Consider the following 13,901-nt stretch of genomic DNA (forward strand, 5'->3'; position numbering starts at 1 on the left):
GGATGACAAAATAGGTCCGTGTGTACAGCAGTGAGCGACAGGGGCGCGCGCATTGTACGAGAAAAGTCCGTGCCTGGTTAGATAATGTGCAGTGTCCTGGGGGTGGGGCGCAAAGGCACGGCCGGCGGGCGGGAGAGGGCAGGCGAGATTCTGCGGACAAGGCTAACTGGTCGAATCTGGCAGGCAAAATGGTCGAAAAGGAAGGTTTTTGGGTGCTTCTTGGTTGCTTCTGTAACTAATAAGTGTTTGATTTTGAAAGGTTCTTTTACTGATAATATCGCCCGCTCCAATGCAGGTTGCATCGGCCTGCCTATAAGTCTGGTATCGCCACGGGCGCAGGTTCTGAGCCCGGGGAAACTGCCAGAGCAATAATCAGAGTAATAAAAGCAACGAAGCGAGGGGGTTATCGTGCAAGACGCACTTCTGCAGCAAGGTCTGGACATCACGCTGTTCGGCATGGGAATCGTATTTACATTTCTGCTGCTGCTGGTGATTTGTACCACCGTCATGTCCCGCGTCATGACCCGTTACTTCCCTGAGCCAGAGCCTGCCGCTGCGCCTTCTCTCGCGCCCACAACACAATCCGACGCTGGTAACCAGCGCCTGCGCAAAATTATCGAAGCTGCCATCGAGCAGCACCGCAACCGCCGTAAATAGTTTTTCAGATTATTTGCCGGTTTTCCGTGCCTGACCCCGTCGGCGCGGAGCAGCGGATAGAAAGCGCCATCATTTTTCATTTGCCAAGATCAATTTCGAAGAGAGATCACCCATGACTGAGGTTAACTCTTTTGTTAATAAAACCCCGCTCGGAATTACCGACGTAGTTCTGCGCGACGCCCACCAATCCCTGTTTGCCACCCGGATGCGGTTGGACGACATGCTGCCCATCGCAGAAAAACTGGATAAGGTTGGCTTCTGGTCTCTCGAATCCTGGGGTGGGGCTACCTTTGATGCCTGCATTCGCTACCTGGGGGAAGATCCCTGGGAGCGCATTCGCGAGTTGAAAAAAGCCATGCCCAACACGCCGCAACAGATGCTGTTCCGCGGCCAGAACATCCTGGGCTACCGACACTACGCAGATGATGTGGTGGAAAAGTTTGTCGAGCGCGCAGCCACCAACGGTGTGGATGTTTTCCGTGTGTTCGATGCCATGAACGATATGCGCAACCTCAAAACCGCACTGGCGGCGGTTAAGAAACAGGGCAAGCACGCACAGGGCACAATCTCTTATACCGTCAGCCCGGTGCACAACATGGACATGTGGGTGGATCTGGGGCGTCAGATTGAAGACATGGGGGCGGACTCCATTGCCATTAAAGATATGGCCGGCCTGCTGCGCCCCTACGAAGGCTACGAGCTGGTCTCCAAGCTGAAAGCCGCGGTGGATATCCCCATCCATATGCAGTGCCACGCCACCACTGGCCTGTCTACGGCAACGGCTCTGAAGTGTGTCGAAGCAGGTATCGACAATATCGACACCGCGATTTCCTCCATGTCCATGACCTATGGTCACAGCCCCACCGAGGCGGTGGTGGCGATTCTGGAGGGCACCGATCGCGATACCGGTCTGGACATCAATCTGCTGGAAGAAATTGCCGCGTATTTCCGCGAGGTACGGAAAAAGTACGCGAAATTCGAAGGTTCCCTGCGCGGTGTGGATTCCCGCATTCTGGTGGCGCAGGTACCCGGTGGCATGTTGACCAATATGGAAAACCAGCTGCGCGAGCAGGGCGCTGGTGATCGTTTGGACGAAGTACTGGAGGAGATTCCACGGGTTCGCAAAGACCTGGGTTACATCCCACTGGTCACACCCACTTCGCAAATCGTGGGTACCCAGTCTGTACTGAATGTACTGACGGGCGAGCGTTACAAATCCATCTCCAAGGAAACCGCCGCAGTATTGAAGGGCGAGTACGGCGCAACGCCAGCAGACGTCAATAAGGAGCTGCAGGACAAGGTTCTGGAAGGCGGTGAGCCGGTAACCTGTCGCCCGGCGGATCTGATTGCTCCGGAACTCGACAAACTGTCCGCGGAGCTGAAGCAGAAATCTGCCGAAGAACGTATTGCGCTGACTTCCGGGGAAGGCGAAATTGACGATGTACTCACCTACGCACTTTTCCCGCAGATCGGCCTGAAGTTCCTGAAAAACCGCGGCGATGCTTCAGCCTTCGAACCGGTGCCTACTGGCAACGAATCCAGTGAAGTGAAAAACGATCAGGGCGAGTGTGTGTACACCGTTTCTGTAGAGGGCGAAAGCTACACCGTTACCGTGGCCGATGGCGGCGACGTTACCGGCATGGTGAAAGTGGGTGGCGAGTCGCCTGCTGGCGCCGCAGCAGCACCTGCGGCAACGGGCGGCGGCGAGCCGGTAAAAGCCCCTCTGGCAGGGAACATCTTTAAAGTGCTGGTGAAGCCCGGTGACCAGGTCGCCGAAGGCCAGACCATTGTGGTTCTTGAAGCCATGAAAATGGAAACCGCGGTCAGTGCGCCCCGGGCGGGCAGCGTCACTGGTGTGACCATTAAAGAAGGCGACTCCGTGGCGGTGGGCGACGACCTGCTGACCATCGCGTAACGGGGGGTACCGTGGAAAATTTAACCAACCTCTGGCTTTCGTCTGGCGCCAACCAGATGACGATCGGCCAGTTCTCCATGATCGTGGTCTGCCTCGGTCTGCTGTTTCTGGCGATTCGCAAAAACTTTGAGCCGCTGCTGCTGGTGCCCATTGGCTTTGGCGGTATTCTGGCGAATATCCCAGGCGCCAATCTGGCGCTGCCAGCAGTGGAAGCGGCCATTGCCTCCGGTGACGCCGGCGTGCTGGCGCAACTGTCCCAGGCTCTCGGCCTGTCTGCTTCTGAATCCATCGACGGATTGAAGGCGGCCCTGGAAAGTGCGCCGGCAGCGGCCGCAGAGCGGGCGTCCCAGGTGGCTGCGGATGCGGGCTTTTCCAATGGCATGTTGTACAACTTTTATAACGTGGCCATTGCTTCCGGTGTCGCTCCACTGGTGATTTTTATGGGCGTTGGTGCCATGACGGACTTCGGTCCACTGCTGGCCAACCCGCGCACCCTGTTCCTCGGTGCCGCCGCGCAATTCGGTATTTTCGCAACGGTTCTGGGCGCGGTCGCCATGTCTGCGGCAGGGATAATGGATTTCTCCATCGCCGACGCGGCGGCCATCGGTATCATCGGTGGTGCAGACGGTCCCACCGCGATCTATGTGTCCAGCCTGCTGGCACCGGATCTACTGGGTGCGATTGCCGTAGCCGCCTATTCCTATATGGCCCTGGTACCCCTGATTCAGCCGCCCATCATGCGCGCGCTCACCACCGAGCAGGAGCGCCGTATTGAAATGGTGCAGCTGCGCCATGTGAGCAAGCGCGAGAAGATTATCTTCCCGCTGGTTTTGCTGATACTGGTGGCGCTGTTCCTACCGGACGCGGCACCGCTGCTGGGTATGTTCTGTTTCGGTAACCTGATGCGTGAATGCGGTGTGGTATCCCGACTTTCCGATACCGCGCAGAATGCACTGATCAATATCACCACCATCTTCCTTGGTCTCTCGGTGGGCTCCAAATTGGCCGCAGACAAGTTCCTTGACCCCAAAACCCTCGGCATTCTGGCGCTGGGTATTGTGGCCTTTGCCATCGGTACTGCCGCCGGGGTATTGATGGCAAAATTGATGAACACCATGAGCAAGAACAAGGTCAACCCGCTGATCGGCTCTGCCGGTGTATCCGCCGTGCCAATGGCCGCGCGGGTATCCAACAAGCTGGGCCTGGAAGCCAACCCGCACAACTTCCTGTTGATGCACGCCATGGGCCCGAACGTGGCCGGGGTGATCGGCTCCGCGGTGGCTGCCGGGGTCATGATTACCATGGTGCGCGCCATGACCGGCTGATCGCCTCACCGGACGCGATTCGTGAAACCCCGCTTCGGCGGGGTTTTTTATTGCGTCGACAGAGAGCGTGACCGTGAAGTCGAACCCTGGTCGCGCAGAATAGGGGCGCGCAGCACCTCGTGGTAAGATGGCGACCGTTTTTTACCGTTAGTGGCGCCAGTGCAGGTGTCCGGAAGGAGAAGTTATGTCCTGGTTAGGAGCGGGTATCGGTGCCGGAATCGGCATGATGTTTGGCGGTCCTATAGGTGCGGCCCTGGGGGCCTGGGTTGGGGGCTCCTTTGGCTCCGGCCTGAAAAAGCTCAGTGAAGCGGGTATTACGCTGAACCGCGATGGCGCCCAGGCGGTATTTATCGTCGCCCTGTTCTCGATGCTGGCGAAAATGGCCAAGGCGGATGGGCAGGTGTCCAAAGCCGAAGTGCAGTTGATCGACGACTTTATCAACAACAACCTGCGCCTGAATGCCGAAGATCGCCAGCAGGCGATCAAGATTTTCCAGAATGCCAAAACGGATCAGTACTCAATATACGATTACGCGCGCCAGTATAGTCAGCTGATTCGCAACCAGGCCATGCGTGAGATGGTCTACCGCCTGCTGTTTGCGGTGGCTTTTGCCGATGGGGAACTGCATCCGGCGGAAGAACAGATTCTGCGCAAAATTCCCGAAGAGCTCGGTCTGCACGCCTCCATTTTCACCGCCATGTTCAATGAGTTTGGCCATGGCCGAGGCCCTGCGGCCAGCGGCGACAGTCTCAAGGCACATTACGACGTGCTGGAGTGCAGCCCGGACGTGAGTGATCGCGAACTGAAACTGGCCTACCGGCGCAAGGCCGCGGAATTCCATCCGGACAAAATTGCCTCGAAGGGTCTACCGGAAGAGTTCATGCGTCATGCGGAAGACCAGATGAAGAGCGTGACCGTCGCCTACGATACGATTGTTGCGGCGCGTAAGCGTCAAGCAGAAATAAACCAGGCCTGATTCAGGATTTGAGAGAGGTAGATAAGCGGAAATGTCCCTTGCGCAGCAGATTCAGGAAAAGCTGACAGCAGCTTTTGACCCATCCCATATCGAAGTACAGTGCGAAAGCCATATGCACAATGTACCGGAAGGCTCTGAAATGCACTTTCGGGTAGTGCTGGTCAGCGAGGTGCTGAATGGCCTGCGAAAAGTACAGCGGCACCAGAAAGTGTACGGTGTGCTTGCGGAGGAAATGGCTGGACCCATTCATGCACTGGCGCTGCATTTGTTTACCGGTGAAGAATGGCGCGGACAGGCGCCGGATAGTCCTCAGTGCCTTGGCGGCGGGAAAGAATAAGCGTTTTCCCGCCAATTTTTGTTTACTCAACACTTCTTTACGCTTGCGATTTTCAGGGATGTCGGACCTGAATGTCGCCTGAATAACTGACGGAAAATTTCCTATTTTTCCGGTGTGCCCATCGTTTTCCGCAAACGATTGGCGCGACTTGCTTCTTTTCTTTCCTGTGTGGCGCCTGAGATAACTTTTTTGGCGCTTATTTCCCCGCCGATAGCCCCATCCTCTGCTCCGTTTCATTTTACGTCTGGCGTTTCACTTTTGTTTATCGAAGGACGCGGCGACAGAATCGGCCAAAAGTTCCACAGCTGAAGATTTTTTTTGGTTGTTTTTTCTACAGCCGCTCACAAGCGTGTCTAGACTGACAAGTGATTGGGTCAATTGCTGTTTAATTTGCCGAATACGATGGAGTTCTCAATGAAAATGACACGCGTTCTGACACCGCTTGCGATCGCTGTAGCCGCTCTGGTCAATGCCCAGCAGGCTTCTGCCGATTGGTTGAGTGATGGAGATTTTGTTGTACGTGTTGGCGCCAGCTGGGTAGATCCTAACGACGATAGCGATCAGTTCCGTCTGAGCGATCGATACAGCACGGCAAAGTTTGATGTAGACGCTGATACCACCTGGAATATTTCCGGTGCATGGCTGCCAGTAGAGCATTGGGGCGTCGAGCTGATGTACATCGGTTCCACCCAGCACGATCTGGACGTTGAAGATATTCGCTACGGCAATATCACTTATGACACTGACCGTTACCGTGTAGGTAGCTTCGATGCCAGCTATGCGAATGCATTCCTGAACTGGTACCCGCTGAGCCGCGATTGCCTGGGTCAGCCATACATCGGTATCGGTGTGAACTACACCGACTTCAGTGATGAGCATTTGCGTGGACGTTTCCGCGACGATATCAACAACTGGGATCCGGATCTGGGTATCCGTGATGTGGACTACGGTCTGGGTCACTCCTGGGGTGTCGCCGGTCAACTGGGTGTGGATTTCCGCTTTGGCCGCGACAGCGCCTTCCTGGTTAACGCCGCGGTACTGTACATGGATGCCGACACCGATCTGACGACCTATTACACCGATACTACTCTGCCGCGTAATCCGCGCCTGAGCGTATCCGACGACGTGGATTACAGCCCCTGGGTATTCAACCTGGGTGTTGGTTACTCCTTCTAATCACCTGGCGTGATTTAACGAGTAGCGTTCAGGGATGAACGGAAAAGGGCACCCTCGGGTGCCTTTTTCTTTTTCCGGTAACGATCGAGAAGTGGCCATCATCCATGGAGTACCGTGACTACTACCAGATTCTTGGCGTCGAACGCAGCGCCTCACAAGATGAGATCAAGAAGTCCTACCGCAAGCTGGCACGCAAGTATCATCCGGATGTGAGTAAAGAGGATGATGCGGAGGATCGCTTTAAAGAAGTGAGCGAAGCCTACGAAGTACTGAAAGATCCGGAAAAGCGCGCCGCCTACGATCAGCTCGGCAAGCGCTGGAATAGCGGTGAGGACTTTAATCCACCGCCAGATTGGGATCAGGGGTTTGAATTTCGCGGTGGCGGATATACCGAAGCAGACCCCGAGGCCTTCAGTGATTTTTTTGAGAGCCTGTTCGGAGGAGGCGAGTTCCGTCAGGGTGGATTTCACCGTGGAGGTTTTGGTCAGGCGGGCCAGTCGTTCCACGCTCAGGGGGACAACACCCACGCACGTATCGCTATTGATATCGAAGACAGCTATCGGGGACGCAAGCGACAGATTACCCTCAAGCACTCAGCGCTGGGGGCAGACGGGCGCCCCGTAGTAAAAGAACGCACACTGAATGTGACGATCCCCAAGGGGGTGACCGAAGGCCAGCAGATACGCCTGGCGGGTCAGGGGCAGCCGGGCCTGGGTGACGGAAAACCGGGGGATCTGTATCTGGAAATCGTGTTCAACCCGCACGCCCGCTATAGCGTGGAGGGGAAAACCGTATATCTGGAGCTTCCAGTGGCGCCCTGGGAGGCCGCCCTTGGGGGCAAAGTTCCGGTGACCACGCCGGAGGGCGCGTTGAATCTTACCCTGCCGCCCAACAGTAAGAATGGGGGTAAGTTGCGTCTGAAGGGAAAGGGACTACCGGCGAAAGAGCCGGGGGACCTGTATGTGGTTCTGGATATTGTCACTCCGCCGGCTCACAGTGAAGAGGAGCGAGCAGCGTACCGTCAGTTTCGCGACAGCTTTCAGTTTGATCCACGCAAGCCTAACAGCCATGGAGGTGCCTGAGCATGCCATCCGGGAGTCCGTCGGAAGAGGTTCTTGCCGAGATCCTCGACGAGAACAGCATCCTTACCCTGCGAGAACTTTGTATGGCCTGCGACCTGACGGCAGAGCAGGTGCTGGCTATGGTCGAACACGGTGTTATCGATGCGCAGGGGGAAGGGACAGGTTTGCGTTTCAGTGGAATCTGCGTGCGTCGGGTGCGCCGCGTATATCGATTGGAGCGGGATCTTGGAGTAAATCACGCGGGCGCCGCACTGGCACTGGAGCTGCTGGAAGAGATTGAGCAGCTGCGGGCTCGGGTGCGGCGTCTTGAGCGGCGCTAGGGAGACAGGGATATTGCGCCCGTGAATCCCCGCGCGATTTGATCCGGAACGTCAGGCCGCCGTTGCGGTGCTGGTAATTTCGTACACCAGGTACGCAGTGTAGGCCACATAGGCCGCCAGCAGCGCCCCCCCTTCGAAACGGTTGATACGTCCCTGGCGTTTGCCGAACCCGTAGCCAAAAACAAACAGCGCGAGTGTCAGCCCCATCACCATTGGCCAGTCACGGGTGATGAGTTCGTGGGGCACGTCGGGCATGGGGGCGATGGTACCAGCGATGCCGACCACTGCCAGCAAGTTGAACATGTTGGAGCCCACCACATTGCCGATGGCAATATCGTGTTGACCTTTCTTGGCTGCCACCAGTGTCGCCGCCAGCTCGGGTAGAGAGGTACCCAGCGCGACAATTGTCAGCCCGATGATCAGATCGCTGACGCCAAGTTGGTGCGCAATGGTCACCGCTCCCCATACCAGCATCCGTGAACTGACCACCAGTAGAATCAGTCCCGCAATCACCCAGAACAGCGCCTTGCCCAGTGGCATATCGTGCTCTTCCAGGTTGTCCTGCATACCGCTTTCAATCAGGTCGCCCTTGCCCTGAATGGCGGAGTAAATAGACCAGCCGATGACACCGAAAAAGCCGGCCAGCAAAATCGCCCCTTCGGCCCTGCTGAGAGTGCCGTTCCAGAAAAAGGCCGCGGTAATACAGGTGATGATCAACAGCAACGGCAGTTCTTTATGAATAATTTTGCTGTTGACGGTGAGCGGAATGAACAGTGCAGTGGCACCGAGAATCAAGCCGGTATTGGCAATATTGGAGCCGTAGGCGTTACCCAGTGCCAGCCCCGGGCTACCGTCCAGGGCGGCCATGGCGGATACGACCATTTCTGGCGCCGATGTGCCAAAGCCCACAATCACCATGCCGATCAGCAGTGGTGGCATCCCCGCGTGCTTGGCGGTCGCGGCCGCACCATCGACAAAGCGATCGGCACTCCACATCAGCAAAAGAAATCCGGCAATAATGGCAAGCGAAGCAAGAATCATGGGGTTCCCTGGTTTTAATGAACGGCCATCCACTCTCGCGCCAATCGAGGCGCCGGAAGTGGGGCTGAAATCGGGGGCCGATTGTAACGGCATTGGCTCTCACTTGCAGTGATAAATCGGGGGGCGCCCGGTGGGTGGTGCAATCTGGTGGACCTTAGTTTGTTTTCTGGTTTGATGTCGGGTGCAGGCCCGAAGCCCGGTCAGTATTCTGGTGAGTCTGGAGAGTCGGACAATCCGCAGGGGCGGGGCTATTTATCGCAGCTGGCAGAAAGACTCGGCATTTATGCCAAGGCGGCACAGGTGATTGAATCACAGGTGCCGCACTGAACGAGGCTAAACCGGTCAGATTAAGGCAGCAGTCGGGCGAAATTCGGGCCGGTGGGGTAGTCGCCCTTGGTCCAGCCGAGGCGCACGACAACCGTATTGGTTGAGGGTGAAATCATTACCGCCTGCGCGCGGTTGCCCAGCATAAAATAGCTGTCTGCGGGCAGCTCCGGGTAGCGCAGGGATTCTCCGCCACCGTTCAGCCAGAACTGATAACCGTACCGCGGTTCGTTGGTGCTGGCATTGGGTGTGCTGGCGCTGGTGACCCAACCCTCGGGCAATAGCGCTGTACCCTCCCATTCTCCGCCATTCAGCATCAGCTGGCCGAGCCGCGCCCAGTCGCGAGCGGGCGCGTAAAGGTAGGAACTGCCCACAAACACGCCACTGCCATCCACCTCGAAGGTGGTATTGGCCATGGCCAGCGGTGCCAGGAGTTGCTGCTGGAAAAAGTCGACACTCGCCTGTGGGGCGGCACCCAGCTGCTCATATACCCAGCGGGCCAGAAGATTGGTGGTACCGGACGAATAGGAAAAGTAGCTGCCGGGCGGGTGCGCCAGTGGGCTTTGCAGTGCGATATCTGATGCACTGTGAGCACCGAACAACATTTCGGTGGCGTCACTGCCGGGGGCGTAGGTTTCGTCGAATGCCAGTCCGGACGACATCTGCAGGAGGTTCTCCAGGCTGATCTGGCTGCGCTCGTCACTCCACTGGGGAAAGAGTGGAGAGGAGGTGTCGTTGTCTGGCTGCACGGCCTGCAACCGGGCGACCAGCATCGCCGTCACACTCTTACCCATAGACCAGCCGAGCAGCGGCGTCTGGGGGGTAATCCCGTCGCTGTATGATTCGGCAACCAGCTTTCCATCCTGAACCACCAGCAGTGCACGGGTATTGAGACCGGATGCGCTGTCCTGGCTCAGCATGGCATTGAGGGTTTTTTGCAGTGTCGGATCGATATCGGGAGCGCCACTGCCACTCGGCCAGGGGGCGGAAGACGCCGCAAGCGGCTTCACCGTTACCTGATCCAGGGCGCTGGAATCCCCGATATCCAGTGTACAGCCGAGGCCCGGGCGAAAGGTTGCGCTGGTTTCCCCCATGCCCATGAGGGTGGCGGTGACCCGCTTGGCCTGATCATCGTAAACCAGGTCCAGCAGTCGGTTGGCCGGCGAGTAGGACGCCAGATCATTGAGGTTGCGCGTGTGATCAAACCCGGACAGGTAGCGGCCAGAGCAGGCGAGCTTGGCGCCCATACCGGTGGAAACGCGCACCGCATTGCCCAGTTCGGTGATGGAAAATCCCAACAGCCGGGGGGCAAGAAGCGCGAGCGCCAGTACGAATGCGGCGATGACTGCGAGCAGGCTCAGAATTATTTTTTTCATTCGATCTCGGCACCGTGATTTGCTGTTCATAAGCGCAAATCATTGCCGATGTACCCGTCGATGGACAGGTTAATTCGTGTCAGCCTCGGTGACCGTTTCAAATTCCGCGAGTAGCTTCAGAAACGGTTCGCCGAACCGCGCCAACTTACTGTCGCCAATGCCGGATACTGCCAGCATTTCCTGTTCGTTGCGCGGGCGGGCACTGAGCATTTCCCGCAGCGTCGCATCGTGGAACACGACGTAAGGGGGCACGCCGAGTTCTTCGGCCAGGGACTTGCGCAGGCCACGCAGGGCATCCCACAGAGGCCGGTCTTGCTCGGAAATTTCCACTGCGGCGCGGGAGCGGCCACTTTCGGATTTTCCGGTTGCCTTTGCGGCTTTCGGTAGCGTGCGCAACTGTACCGGTTCCTCGCCGCGCAACACCGGGCGGCACTGTTCGGTGAGTTGCAGGGCGTTGAAGGCTTCAGCATTCACCTGCAGGTAGCCTCGCACCACCAATTGCCGGACCACCGCGCGCCATTCGTTGGCACTGAGATCGCTGCCGATACCGTAGGTGGAAACCTGATTGTGATTGAACTGGCGAATTTTCTCCGTGTCGGCACCGCGCAGTACATCGATCACATGGGCAGCACCGAACCTCTGGCCGGTGCGATAGATACATGACATCAGTTTGCGTGATGCGTCACTGGCATCCCAGGTGACCGGTGGTGTCAGGCAGGTATCACAATTGCCGCAATCCTGTGCCAGCTCCTCGTTAAAATAGCGCAGCAGAGCGCGGCGCCGGCAACTGGTGATTTCGCACAGTCCCAACATGGCGTCGAGACGCTGGCGCTCCTGGCGCTTGTGCTCTTCGCTGCCCTCGGAGGTATTCGCCATCTGGCTGAGTTTCACCACGTCTTCCAGCCCGTAGAGCAAAAGCGCGGTGGCCGGTTCCCCATCGCGCCCGGCGCGCCCGGTTTCCTGATAGTAGGCTTCGATACTCTTGGGAAGATCCAGGTGGGCGACAAAGCGTACATCCGGCTTGTCGATACCCATACCAAAAGCGATGGTGGCCACCACAATCACCCCTTCTTCCCGCAAGAAACGGCGCTGGTGCTCCGCCCGTACCTCGGCGGAGAGGCCCGCGTGGTAAGGGAGGGCGTTAAACCCCTGCTGCTGCAGCCAGCTCGCCGTGGTCTCCACTTTGTTGCGCGACAGGCAGTAAATAACCCCGGCATTCCCCTGATGTTCTTCGTTGAGAAATTGCAGCAGTTGGCGCTTCGGATTGTTTTTGGCTGCAATCCGATACTGAATGTTCGGGCGGTCAAAACTGCTGACGAAGTGACGTGCGCTTTCCAGGTCCAGGCGGCGAGCAATTTCTCCTTGTGTCCGCTGGTCGGCGGTAGCGGTCAGAGCCACTCGTGGCACCGTGGGAAAGCGCTCATGCAGACAGGACAGTTGCAGGTAGTCGGCGCGGAAATCGTGTCCCCACTGGCTGACACAGTGTGCCTCATCAATGGCGAATAAAGAGATGTGCGCCTGGCTGAGCAGCTCCAGGGTCCTGGGCTGTAGCAGGCGCTCTGGTGCCAGATAGAGCAGGTCCAGTTCACCGCGCAGTAATTGCGCTTCCAATGCCTGCCCCTGCTGATAATCCAGCGAGGAATTCAGAAAAGCCGCGGCCACGCCCACCGCGGTCAGGGCTTCTACCTGATCCTGCATCAGGGCGATCAATGGAGAAATCACCACCCCGCAGCCCGGGCGGGCCAGAGCGGGAATCTGGTAGCACAGAGACTTGCCCCCGCCGGTTGGCATCAGTACCAGGGCGTCCTGCCCATTCACCAGGGTTTCAATGATGGCTTGCTGGTCACCGCGAAATTCGGTGTAGCCAAAGGTGTGTTCCAGGATGTAACGGGGAGAGGCGTCGGTGGTGGGCTGGGTGTCATTCATGGCGGGAGTATACCGCCTGAATCCACACCAAGGCGAACGGGTAGGGCTGCCGGTCCCGGGAAAAATTGGCGCCGCTTGCCTTGGGTTTGGCGCGCCAATCCTTCCGTAAATGAGAAGTTGTACTATAATCCGTGCACCGCTGACATAGACAGGGAAAATGCTATGCGCGCAATGACATCGACGTCTAATATCAAATATCGCATCTGGGCGGTGATTTTTATGCTCGGACTCGCTGGCTGTGCAAGCCAGACTCCAGAGCCCATCAATCCGCGCCATCTCGCTCAGTCCGCCGTGGCGGATACCCACCTGGGCTGGAAGCCGGCCCCAGCACACCAGCTCAACTACTCTCTTGCCACATCGTCGGGTATCGCCCGGATGGAAATGCGCGAACTGCCCAGCGATCTGCAGGCGCTGACCATCGAACTGCCGGGCATGCGGAATGTCGAGGGGATTCAGTGGCGGGCATCCAACGGGGATCATGCGATGCTGTTCGATGGCGATCGCGGCGCAGATGGCGTAACCCTGGAACGCCGGCAGCGCGGCTATCGCTTACAGGTGCGCGGTCCGGCGCTGGAAACCGTTCGCCCCGGTGGATTTCTGACCGTCATTGATTACTACCGGAACTGATCGCTGCTAGCGCGCGCTTTCTGCTTTTTCCGTTCCCTGGTTTTCTCCCTCAAACCCGAGTCCCCGGGGGCGGATCAGGTAAAGCCTGGGCCATAGCTTTCCCGTTACCCAGAGTCCATTGCGGGCTTTGTCCCAGGCGATACCATTGGCCACCGCATCCACGTGCCGCCGGCCGAGCAGACTCTTCTCCTGCAGCGTCTTCAGGTCCACCCATCCCTGCACTTTGCCTGAGTGCGGGTCAATGGCGATGATCCGGGTATCCTGCCAGATATTCGCCCAGATCAATCCATTCGCATATTCCAGTTCATTCAACCGCGACCACTGCTGTCCGCCACCGGAGACCTTCAGGCTGCGGGTCACCTTGAAGCCATCGGGGGTACGGAAAGTGAGCGTATCGCTGCCATTGCTCATGATCAGAGATTCTCCATCGCTGGTCAGTCCCCAGCCTTCACCGGAGTAATGCAGCAGATGGACCAGCTGGAAGTTGCGGCGATCGTAGATCTGCAGCTCTCCTGCGCGATAGGTGAGCAGATACAGGTAATCACCAAACACCGCGAGCCCCTCGGCAAAGCGGTTGCTCGCCAGCCATTTGCGTCTTACCGGGTTACCCCCCGGGTCGGTATACTCCGCCAGCCAGGACCGGCCGTACAGGCCGCTGCTTTCCAGCCAGCGTTCGCCGTCGAAATAGAGTCCCTGGGTAAAGTGGTCGGCAGGGCGGGGCTTGCTCTCCAGTACCCGGTAGGGCACCGCCTGCGGGGCGGCGGCCACGGAAGCGCACAGTGTGAGCGAGAGCAGAGCGAAGAGGGCGGTTTTCATGGT

13 protein-coding genes are annotated in these 13,901 nt (G+C 57.9%); 9 read left to right on the forward strand and 4 right to left on the reverse strand.

What is annotated here, in order from left to right; genetic code table 11:
* Nucleotides 1-408: 408 nt before the first annotated feature.
* The 8 genes from LRR79_RS09405 (at nt 409) to LRR79_RS09440 (ending at nt 7,788) form a co-directional block, all read left to right on the forward strand.
* Nucleotides 409-657 carry an OadG family protein gene (locus LRR79_RS09405; protein WP_231756966.1) on the forward strand — a complete coding sequence of 83 codons (249 nt, stop codon included), beginning with the start codon at nt 409-411 and terminating at the stop codon, nt 655-657.
* A gap of 112 nt (nt 658-769) precedes the next feature.
* A complete protein-coding gene (gene oadA / locus LRR79_RS09410; protein ID WP_231756967.1) occupies nt 770-2,572 on the forward strand; it encodes a sodium-extruding oxaloacetate decarboxylase subunit alpha in 1,803 nt (600 codons plus the stop codon).
* An 11-nt stretch (nt 2,573-2,583) separates the two neighbouring features.
* Nucleotides 2,584-3,897 (forward strand): sodium ion-translocating decarboxylase subunit beta, encoded by a 1,314-nt coding sequence (locus LRR79_RS09415; RefSeq protein ID WP_231756968.1) that lies wholly within the window; start codon nt 2,584-2,586, stop codon nt 3,895-3,897.
* A gap of 184 nt (nt 3,898-4,081) precedes the next feature.
* Nucleotides 4,082-4,873 carry a co-chaperone DjlA gene (gene djlA, locus LRR79_RS09420; RefSeq protein ID WP_231756969.1) on the forward strand — a complete coding sequence of 264 codons (792 nt, stop codon included), beginning with the start codon at nt 4,082-4,084 and terminating at the stop codon, nt 4,871-4,873.
* A gap of 31 nt (nt 4,874-4,904) precedes the next feature.
* Nucleotides 4,905-5,210, forward strand: coding sequence for a BolA family protein (locus LRR79_RS09425; protein WP_231756970.1), 306 nt, complete (start codon nt 4,905-4,907; stop codon nt 5,208-5,210).
* A gap of 414 nt (nt 5,211-5,624) precedes the next feature.
* Nucleotides 5,625-6,386: an OmpW/AlkL family protein gene (locus tag LRR79_RS09430; RefSeq protein WP_231756971.1), complete on the forward strand. Its 762-nt coding sequence runs from the start codon at nt 5,625-5,627 to the stop codon at nt 6,384-6,386.
* A 104-nt stretch (nt 6,387-6,490) separates the two neighbouring features.
* Nucleotides 6,491-7,468 (forward strand): DnaJ C-terminal domain-containing protein, encoded by a 978-nt coding sequence (locus LRR79_RS09435; RefSeq protein WP_231756972.1) that lies wholly within the window; start codon nt 6,491-6,493, stop codon nt 7,466-7,468.
* A gap of 2 nt (nt 7,469-7,470) precedes the next feature.
* Nucleotides 7,471-7,788 carry a chaperone modulator CbpM gene (locus LRR79_RS09440; protein WP_231756973.1) on the forward strand — a complete coding sequence of 106 codons (318 nt, stop codon included), beginning with the start codon at nt 7,471-7,473 and terminating at the stop codon, nt 7,786-7,788.
* 51 nt (nt 7,789-7,839) lie between these two features.
* Here LRR79_RS09440 and LRR79_RS09445 read toward each other — a convergent pair whose 3' ends face one another.
* From LRR79_RS09445 to recQ, 3 genes are all read right to left on the reverse strand, one after another.
* A complete protein-coding gene (locus LRR79_RS09445) occupies nt 7,840-8,829 on the reverse strand; it encodes a calcium/sodium antiporter (RefSeq protein ID WP_231756974.1) in 990 nt (329 codons plus the stop codon).
* Between the two features lie 347 nt (nt 8,830-9,176).
* On the reverse strand, nt 9,177-10,529 hold the full coding sequence (locus LRR79_RS09450) for a serine hydrolase domain-containing protein (RefSeq protein WP_231756975.1): 1,353 nt from the start codon (nt 10,527-10,529) through the stop codon (nt 9,177-9,179).
* 69 nt (nt 10,530-10,598) lie between these two features.
* A complete protein-coding gene (gene recQ / locus LRR79_RS09455) occupies nt 10,599-12,455 on the reverse strand; it encodes a DNA helicase RecQ (protein WP_231756976.1) in 1,857 nt (618 codons plus the stop codon).
* Nucleotides 12,456-12,617: 162 nt separating this feature from the next.
* Between recQ and LRR79_RS09460 the strand changes: the two genes are divergently transcribed.
* The gene (locus tag LRR79_RS09460) at nt 12,618-13,082 is read left to right on the forward strand and encodes a hypothetical protein (protein ID WP_231756977.1); all 465 of its coding nucleotides are present in this window, start codon (nt 12,618-12,620) and stop codon (nt 13,080-13,082) included.
* A gap of 6 nt (nt 13,083-13,088) precedes the next feature.
* On the opposite strand, the gene LRR79_RS09465 is transcribed toward LRR79_RS09460, so the two are convergent.
* Entirely contained in the window at nt 13,089-13,898 is an 810-nt protein-coding gene (locus LRR79_RS09465) for a glutaminyl-peptide cyclotransferase (protein WP_231756978.1), read from the reverse strand.
* Nucleotides 13,899-13,901 lie beyond the last annotated feature (3 nt).

This window comes from Microbulbifer elongatus, assembly GCF_021165935.1.
GTDB classification, from domain to species: domain Bacteria; phylum Pseudomonadota; class Gammaproteobacteria; order Pseudomonadales; family Cellvibrionaceae; genus Microbulbifer; species Microbulbifer elongatus.

What these genes read in the sequence shown, in the direction of transcription:
- oadA (WP_231756967.1), top strand. Translation starts at nt 770, where the DNA reads ATGACTGAGGTTAACTCTTTTGTTAATAAAACCCCGCTCGGAATTACC.
- djlA (WP_231756969.1), top strand. Translation starts at nt 4,082, where the DNA reads ATGTCCTGGTTAGGAGCGGGTATCGGTGCCGGAATCGGCATGATGTTT.
- LRR79_RS09425 (WP_231756970.1), top strand. Translation starts at nt 4,905, where the DNA reads ATGTCCCTTGCGCAGCAGATTCAGGAAAAGCTGACAGCAGCTTTTGAC.
- LRR79_RS09430 (WP_231756971.1), top strand. Translation starts at nt 5,625, where the DNA reads ATGAAAATGACACGCGTTCTGACACCGCTTGCGATCGCTGTAGCCGCT.
- LRR79_RS09435 (WP_231756972.1), top strand. Translation starts at nt 6,491, where the DNA reads ATGGAGTACCGTGACTACTACCAGATTCTTGGCGTCGAACGCAGCGCC.
- LRR79_RS09440 (WP_231756973.1), top strand. Translation starts at nt 7,471, where the DNA reads ATGCCATCCGGGAGTCCGTCGGAAGAGGTTCTTGCCGAGATCCTCGAC.
- LRR79_RS09445 (WP_231756974.1), bottom strand. Translation starts at nt 8,829, where the DNA reads ATGATTCTTGCTTCGCTTGCCATTATTGCCGGATTTCTTTTGCTGATG.
- LRR79_RS09450 (WP_231756975.1), bottom strand. Translation starts at nt 10,529, where the DNA reads ATGAAAAAAATAATTCTGAGCCTGCTCGCAGTCATCGCCGCATTCGTA.
- recQ (WP_231756976.1), bottom strand. Translation starts at nt 12,455, where the DNA reads ATGAATGACACCCAGCCCACCACCGACGCCTCTCCCCGTTACATCCTG.
- LRR79_RS09460 (WP_231756977.1), top strand. Translation starts at nt 12,618, where the DNA reads ATGCGCGCAATGACATCGACGTCTAATATCAAATATCGCATCTGGGCG.
- LRR79_RS09465 (WP_231756978.1), bottom strand. Translation starts at nt 13,898, where the DNA reads ATGAAAACCGCCCTCTTCGCTCTGCTCTCGCTCACACTGTGCGCTTCC.